The organism is Nocardia sp. NPDC058497 (assembly GCF_042720195.1).
Classification (GTDB): Bacteria; Actinomycetota; Actinomycetes; order Mycobacteriales; family Mycobacteriaceae; genus Nocardia.
Genome location: NZ_JBHXMY010000961.1, coordinates 1 through 1404 on the forward strand (window position 1 = coordinate 1; position 1404 = coordinate 1404).

Here is a 1404-nt window from a genome sequence, read left to right on the forward strand (position 1 = left end):
TGCGCCGAATATGCCGGCGGTCCAGAGTAGGGCAGGCGCTCGGCGGTGATCAGCTGGACGCGATGTGGTGGTATCCAGTCGGTGAAGCCGATGCGGTAGGAGGTTGGTTGCCCGGAAGGGTCTCGGGCGTGAATGAGATCGCCTAGGGGGCGACCGTATTCGACGTGGATCGGCCCGGACCATCGTCGCTCGAATTCGGGAATGGCGATGAGGCGCCGCAGCAGCTTGCTCGTGAGTGGGGATTCGCGGAACCGTCCCGCGGCGGCGCGCAGGCATGCCACGGTGTGCCCGCGTTCGTGGTCGATATCGAGCAGTATCTGTTCGGCGGTTTGGCTGAATATCCAGAGCGTCAGGGATCTCAGTTCGTCGATGCTGGTGAAGGTTTCGCGGAATGCCGTATTTGCGAACAGTACGTTCCATAGAGGATCGACGTAGGCGCCGAGAACGCCGCGCTGGTTCAGATGGTCGAGCTGGTTGCGCAGCGTCGGATCGGCCGCGATGCGAGTGCGCGCAACGCTGTCCGCTTCGAGCTGGTCCGGCGGGGAGCTCAGTTCACGCAGGTGGCGAGTGAGGTCCTCGTCGGCGTCGTAGGCGGTGACGAGATGGTCGACCATGTTCTCGGTCGGCTTGGTTCCACCTTCGAGTCGAGCCAGGTGGGATCGGCTGATTGCGGTGACGTCGTCACGGGTGAGCCCGAGATCGTCGCGAATCCGCCGCGCGGTATCAGCAAAGTTCGGCACGATTGCCGGTTTGTTGCCGGTAGATTTTCTCCGGTTTCCGGTTGACCTGGGACGGCTGATGGGTCGCTTTGTCATGTCTCCCCCGAGAGATTGTGTCTAGCATCACAAAGAGTGGGTGTTTGATGCGAAGAAGGCCCCCCTACTTCGGCATTGTTCCTACCAGAGCCCCACCGGGGCGGCAACCTAGATCACTTGGCGCAGTGCACAACTCGGCCGCGACGAGGTCTATTCCAGCATGGTTCCGTGACTTGCGTCACGTAATTTGCCAGCGTTCGAAGATTTCTCAATGACTCAGGAAATGGGTCATTGTGTGCGTCGCTGCTGGCTGTGTCGCATTTTCGAATGACTCATCATTCGGGGTCTCATTTTTGGAGTCATTGCAACCCTGGCGGAATTACGGATTCCGGGGATTTGATGAAGGCGGAAACAGTTCCGTCGAGAAAGGTAAATCCGTGGATCCCTTCGTTGTCATCAGCTACCTCAACGCCGGCTTGGCGCTCGTGTCCAACGTGCTGTCCCTGGCAGGGCAGGCCGCATACCTGGCGCTGACCCTGCTCTGACCGGCCTCGGCGCCGATGGTTGGCCGTCGGCTCGGGTGTGGCACCCCAGTCGACGGCCCCGTACCCCCACCCACGTGCGCCCCAAAAACCCCCCAGTCGGGGCA

The 1404-nt window shown here is 61.2% G+C and carries 1 protein-coding gene; it reads right to left on the minus strand.

Annotation, left to right across the window (positions count from 1 at the left end; translation table 11 throughout):
• A partial coding sequence (locus ACFWPJ_RS32855; protein WP_378857417.1) for a helix-turn-helix domain-containing protein occupies positions 1–740 on the minus strand: 740 nt, incomplete at its 3' end.
• Positions 741–1404: the final 664 nt, after the last annotated feature.